Here is a 5,514-nt window from a genome sequence, read left to right on the forward strand (position 1 = left end):
CCGCGCTCGCCCTCGTCCTGGCCCTCGCGCCGGCGGCCTGGTGCGCGCACCTCCTCGCCGCGGGCGCCCGGCGCCAACTCGTCGGCAGCCGGGGCCTCGGAGACTTCACGGCCGCCGCGCGCCCCCTGCTGCTCGGCATCTTCGCCCTGTTCCTCGGCGCGCTGGCCGCGCTCCTCCTGGCGTGCGGAAAGGTCCTCGGCGAACCCGCGGCCCACCCGCAGGCGCTCACCCTCGGCGCCCTGCTCCTGCTCGCCCGCCTGCTCATCGCGCACCGGCACCGGCGCGCCCCCGCCCTCGTCCTCGGCGCCGCCGCGGTCACCGAAGGGGTGGCCCTCGCGCTGCCCCTCGCCGGGCGGCTGCCCCACTGCCATCTGCTCGCGCTGCCCGTCCGGACGCTCACGGACGCCCTGGGCGAGCCCGCCGTACCGGCCCTCGCCTGCGGCACCGCCGCCCTGGCCCTGCTGCTGCACGCCGGTCGCACCCTCACCCGGGCCGCTGCCCACGCACCCACCGGAGCCCCCGAGTGAGAGCCGGCTCGCGCCGCCCCCTGAACCAACAGCACCACCCCGTTGAAGGAGACCGCCAGATGTCCACCTCCCACCAGGGAGCCCCCGAACCCCTCGCCCAGGGAGCCGTCCGATGAGGGTCCTGCTGATCGGCGCCAATGGTTACCTCGGCCGGTTCGTCGCCGAGCGGCTGCTCGCCGACCCCGCCGTACAGCTCACCGCGCTCGGGCGGGGCGACGACGCGGACGTCCGGTTCGACCTCGCCACCGGCAGCCCCGGCGCGCTCACCCGGTTCCTGGGGGCGGTGCACCCCGGGGTCGTCATCAACTGCGCGGGCGCCACCCGCGGCGGCGCCCGGGAGCTGACCCGGCACAACACCGTCGCCGTGGCCACCGTGTGCGAGGCGCTGCGGCGCAGCGGCTGCGGCGCGCGACTGGTGCAGATCGGCTGCGGCGCGGAGTACGGGCCCAGCCAGCCCGGCTCGTCCACGGCCGAGGACGCCGTACCGCGGCCCGGCGGCCCCTACGGCGTCAGCAAGCTCGCCGCCACCGAACTCGTCCTCGGTTCCGGCCTGGACGCCGTGGTGCTGCGGGTCTTCTCGCCCTGCGGACCCGGCACCCCGGCCGGCTCCCCGCTCGGCCGGCTCGCCGAGGCGATGCGCCGCGCGATGCAGTCGGGCGACGGAGAGCTGAAGCTCGCCGGACTCGGTGTGCAGCGCGACTTCGTGGACGTACGCGATGTCGCCCGCGCCGTGCACGCCGCCTCGCTCTCCGCCGCACAGGGCGTGATCAACATCGGCTCGGGCCGTGCCGTACGGCTGCGGGACGCCGCCGGGACCCTCGCCCGCGTGGCCGGGTACGGCGGCGCGCTGCACGAACTCGACGCCCCGCCCGGCGCGTTGCGCGGCGGCCTCGGGCACCCCCGGGCCGAGGCGGAGCACACGTCCCCGGCCGCCTTCCCCTACCCGGACGGCTGCGGCAGCTGGCAGCAGGCCGATGTACGCACCGCCCGGGACCGGCTCGGCTGGCGGCCGCGCATCAACCTCGAAGAGTCCCTGGCCGACATCTGGATGGAGGCCGCGTGCCGCATCTGACCGGCACCACCGGCGGCGCCCCCGGCGCGTCCGGCACCATCGGGGACACCACCGGCGCGTCCGGCACCTTCAGGGGCACCACCGGCGCGTCCGGGGGAGCCCCGGGCACCGCCGTACGCACCGCCCTCGGCGTCCCCGGCTTCGCCCACCCCCTCGTCGCCCCCGCCCAGTGGGCCGTGCTCGCCCGCCCCGGCACCCCGCTGGACTGGGTGGCGCTCGATGTGGCCGGCGGCCCCGGCGCCCGTCCCGACCCGCACTGCCTGACGGCGGCGGAGGCGCTGCATGACGCGGAGACGCGCGTCCTCGGCCGCCTCGACCTCGCGCAGGGCGTCCGCGCCCGCGCCGACCTGCTCCGCGACGCCCACCGCTACCTCGACTGGTACCGGGTCGACGGCTTCCTCCTCGACCGCTGCCCCGTCGGCCGCGGCGAACTCGACGGTGTCCGCCGGGTGCTCGGTGACCTGCGGGCGATCACCGGCACCGCCCATCTCGTCCTGGGCCACGGCACCCACCCGCACCCGGGCTACGCGGAGCACGCCGACCAGCTGGTGACCTTCTCGGGCTCCTGGTCCGACTACCGCTGGTCGCAGGTCGCGGAGTGGACGGCCGAGCATCCGCCCGAGCGGTTCTGCCACTTCGTGCACAGCGTGCCGCGCGGGCATCTGGAGGAGGCGCTGCGCGTCGCCCGCTGGCAGGGCGCGGCCACGATCTACTTCACGGACCGCACCGGAGGCCGTGGTTCCGGGGACCCCTGGGAGGCGATGCCCGGCTACTGGGACGACATTGTCTCGCGCCTCGAAACAGGTGTCTCGGAATGAAGAAGGGCGTGGCAGTGTTACCACAAGAACAAACGTAGTGATTGACCGACCAACGGAGTCCCCGTGTCGCTGCCACCCCTGGTCGAGCCGGCTTCCGAGCTCACCGTAGACGAGGTCCGCAGGTACTCCCGCCACCTGATCATCCCCGATGTGGGCATGGACGGGCAGAAGCGGCTGAAGAACGCCAAGGTGCTGTGCGTGGGCGCCGGCGGCCTGGGCTCGCCCGCGCTGATGTACCTGGCCGCGGCGGGTGTGGGCACGCTCGGCATCGTGGAGTTCGACGAGGTCGACGAGTCGAACCTGCAGCGCCAGATCATCCACAGCCAGTCCGACATCGGCCGCTCCAAGGCCGAGTCCGCGCGTGACACCGTCAAGGGCATCAACCCTTATGTGAACGTGATCCTTCACGAGGAGCGGCTCGAAGCCGAGAACGTGATGGACATCTTCAGCCAGTACGACCTGATCGTGGACGGCACGGACAACTTCGCCACCCGGTACCTGGTCAACGACGCCTGTGTGCTGCTGAACAAGCCGTACATCTGGGGTTCGATCTACCGCTTCGACGGCCAGGCCTCGGTCTTCTGGTCCGAGCACGGCCCCTGCTACCGCTGCCTCTACCCGGAGCCCCCGCCCCCGGGCATGGTCCCCTCCTGCGCCGAGGGCGGCGTGCTCGGCGTGCTGTGCGCGTCGATCGGCTCCATCCAGGTCAACGAGGCCATCAAGCTGCTCGCGGGCATCGGCGACCCGCTGGTCGGCCGGCTGATGATCTACGACGCCCTGGAGATGCAGTACCGCCAGGTCAAGATCCGCAAGGACCCGAACTGCGCGGTCTGCGGCGAGAACCCGACCGTCACCGAGCTGATCGACTACGAGGCCTTCTGCGGCGTCGTCTCCGAGGAGGCCCAGGAGGCGGCCGCCGGTTCGACGATCACTCCCAAGCAGCTCAAGGAGTGGATCGACGACGGCGAGAACATCGAGATCATCGACGTCCGCGAGCCGAACGAGTACGAGATCGTCTCCATCCCGGGCGCCACGCTGATCCCGAAGAACGAGTTCCTCATGGGCACCGCCCTGGAGTCGCTGCCCCAGGACAAGCGGATCGTCCTGCACTGCAAGACGGGTGTCCGCAGTGCGGAAGTCCTCGCGGTCCTGAAGTCCGCGGGCTTCTCCGACGCCGTCCATGTCGGCGGCGGTGTCATCGGCTGGGTCAACCAGATCGAGCCGCACAAGCCGGTCTACTGACCGACCCCCGCCTCCGTCGAGAAGCCCGTGGCCCTGAACGCAAGTTCAGGGCCACGGGCTTCTTCGTCCCTCTTCGTCCCCCATCCTTCGTCCCCTCATCCTTCTGCCTCTCATCCGTCCGCCACGTTCGTCGTGAGCAGCCGGAGCAGCTGCTTGGCCATGGCGTCCTGTTCGGGGGTGAGGCCCATGGCGTCGCCGATGGCGAGGGGGACCGAGCGGGCCCTCTCCCGCAGTGCGGTGCCGGGTCCGGTGAGGCGGACGGTGACGGAGCGCTCGTCGTCGGCGCGGCGCTCGCGGCGCACGAGACCGGCCGACTCCAGCCGTTTGAGCAGCGGGGAGAGGGTGCTGGACTCCAGCTGGAGCGCCCCGCCCAGCTCGCGCACGGAGAGTCCGTCCCGCTCCCAGAGGGCCAGCATCACCAGGTACTGCGGATAGGTCAGACCCAGCTCGTCCAGCAGGGGCCGGTAGCGCGCGGTGACCGCGCGCGAGGCCGCGTACAGGGCGAAGCACAGCTGGTCCTGGAGCAGGAGCGAGCCCGGTGCGGGGGCTCCCGGCTCGGGATGCGGCTCGGGATGCGCGGCCTGGTCCATGGCTGGTCCTCCCTCTCTCGATGCGAGTGCGTGAAAAGTCCGATTTTACCAGCGGTCCAGCGCTCGCGATTAGATCGTGCACAACCTAGTTGTGCACAACTAAATCGAGCGGTACCTTTCTTGTCGTACCCGCCGGACGGTCGATCCGACCACCGGCACGACACCGAGGAGTTCCTCATGTCCGAGACCGCCGCCCGTCCGGTCCTCGAGCCGGCCGCCGCCGCCTTCGCCGAGGCCACCGCGAACCCGCCGTACCTCTTCGACCTCGGTCCGGTCGAGGGCCGCAAGGCCGTCGACGAGGTGCAGTCCGGGGAGATCGAGAAGCCGGCCGTCGACGAGGAGTGGGTGAATGTGCAGGGCGGGCCCACCGGTTCCGTCCGCGCCCGGATCGTCCGCCCGGCCGGAGCCACCGGCACCCTCCCGGTGATCGTCTACATCCACGGCGCCGGCTGGGTGTTCGGCAACGCCCACACCCATGACCGCCTGGTCCGCGAACTGGCCGTCGGCGCCCGCGCGGCCGTCGTCTTCCCCGAGTACGACCTCTCGCCCGAGGCCCGCTACCCGGTCGCCATCGAGCAGAACTACGCCGTCGCCCAGTGGGTCGTCCGCGAGGGCGCGGCGCACCGCCTGGACGCCACCCGGATCGCGGTCGCCGGTGACTCCGTCGGCGGCAACATGTCGGCCGCGCTCACCCTGATGGCCAAGGAGCGCGGCGACGTCCCGCTGGTCCAGCAGGTGCTGTTCTACCCGGTCACCGACGCGTCCTTCGACACCCCGTCGTACCACGAGTTCGCCGAGGGCTACTTCCTGCGCCGCGACGCCATGCGGTGGTTCTGGGACCAGTACACGACCGACGAGAAGCAGCGCGCCGAGATCACCGCGTCGCCGCTGCGCGCCACCACCGAGCAGCTCACCGGACTGCCCCCGGCGCTGGTCATCACCGGTGAGGCCGATGTGCTGCGGGACGAGGGCGAGGCGTACGCCGCCCGGCTCCGGGCCGCCGGGGTGCCGGTGACCGCCGTGCGCTACCAGGGCATCATCCACGACTTCGTGATGCTCGACGCGCTGCGCGAAACCCACGCCGCCGGGGCCGCCATCGCCCAGGCCGTCGCCGTGCTGCGCGCCGCGCTCGGCACGGTGTGACCCGGCGGGGCCGTGGCCGGCGTAAGGGACGGAAGGGGTTCCCCCCCCCAGCCGGTCTTGGTGCTGCTCCACCACAAAACAAAACCCCCCCCTGGATCGTCCCATTGGAAAAGGGGGGGGTT

At 72.4% G+C, this 5,514-nt stretch carries 5 protein-coding genes and 1 pseudogene; 5 read left to right on the plus strand and 1 reads right to left on the minus strand.

What is annotated here, in order from left to right:
- The 4 genes and pseudogenes from ACLF5H_RS37210 to moeZ all read left to right on the plus strand — a co-directional run.
- Window positions 1–527: pseudogene (locus ACLF5H_RS37210) on the plus strand (hypothetical protein); the annotation flags it as partial.
- A gap of 112 nt (window positions 528–639) precedes the next feature.
- The gene (locus ACLF5H_RS37215) at window positions 640–1,599 is read left to right on the plus strand and encodes an NAD-dependent epimerase/dehydratase family protein (protein ID WP_421680399.1); all 960 of its coding nucleotides are present in this window, start codon (window positions 640–642) and stop codon (window positions 1,597–1,599) included.
- Between the two features lie 38 nt (window positions 1,600–1,637).
- Window positions 1,638–2,417, plus strand: a complete 780-nt coding sequence (locus ACLF5H_RS37220; protein WP_421680403.1) for a phage tail protein — start codon at window positions 1,638–1,640, stop codon at window positions 2,415–2,417.
- Window positions 2,418–2,480: 63 nt separating this feature from the next.
- Window positions 2,481–3,659, plus strand: a complete 1,179-nt coding sequence (gene moeZ, locus ACLF5H_RS37225) for an adenylyltransferase/sulfurtransferase MoeZ (RefSeq protein ID WP_421680400.1) — start codon at window positions 2,481–2,483, stop codon at window positions 3,657–3,659.
- Window positions 3,660–3,769: 110 nt separating this feature from the next.
- Here moeZ and ACLF5H_RS37230 read toward each other — a convergent pair whose 3' ends face one another.
- A complete protein-coding gene (locus tag ACLF5H_RS37230; protein ID WP_421680401.1) occupies window positions 3,770–4,249 on the minus strand; it encodes a MarR family winged helix-turn-helix transcriptional regulator in 480 nt (159 codons plus the stop codon).
- Between the two features lie 177 nt (window positions 4,250–4,426).
- Between ACLF5H_RS37230 and ACLF5H_RS37235 the strand changes: the two genes are divergently transcribed.
- Entirely contained in the window at window positions 4,427–5,392 is a 966-nt protein-coding gene (locus ACLF5H_RS37235) for an alpha/beta hydrolase (protein ID WP_421680402.1), read from the plus strand.
- Window positions 5,393–5,514: the final 122 nt, after the last annotated feature.

The organism is Streptomyces sp. LaBMicrA B280 (assembly GCF_049222185.1).
GTDB lineage: Bacteria > Actinomycetota > Actinomycetes > Streptomycetales > Streptomycetaceae > Streptomyces > Streptomyces murinus.

What these genes read in the sequence shown, in the direction of transcription:
- ACLF5H_RS37215 (WP_421680399.1), top strand. Translation starts at nt 640, where the DNA reads ATGAGGGTCCTGCTGATCGGCGCCAATGGTTACCTCGGCCGGTTCGTC.
- ACLF5H_RS37230 (WP_421680401.1), bottom strand. Translation starts at nt 4,249, where the DNA reads ATGGACCAGGCCGCGCATCCCGAGCCGCATCCCGAGCCGGGAGCCCCC.
- ACLF5H_RS37235 (WP_421680402.1), top strand. Translation starts at nt 4,427, where the DNA reads ATGTCCGAGACCGCCGCCCGTCCGGTCCTCGAGCCGGCCGCCGCCGCC.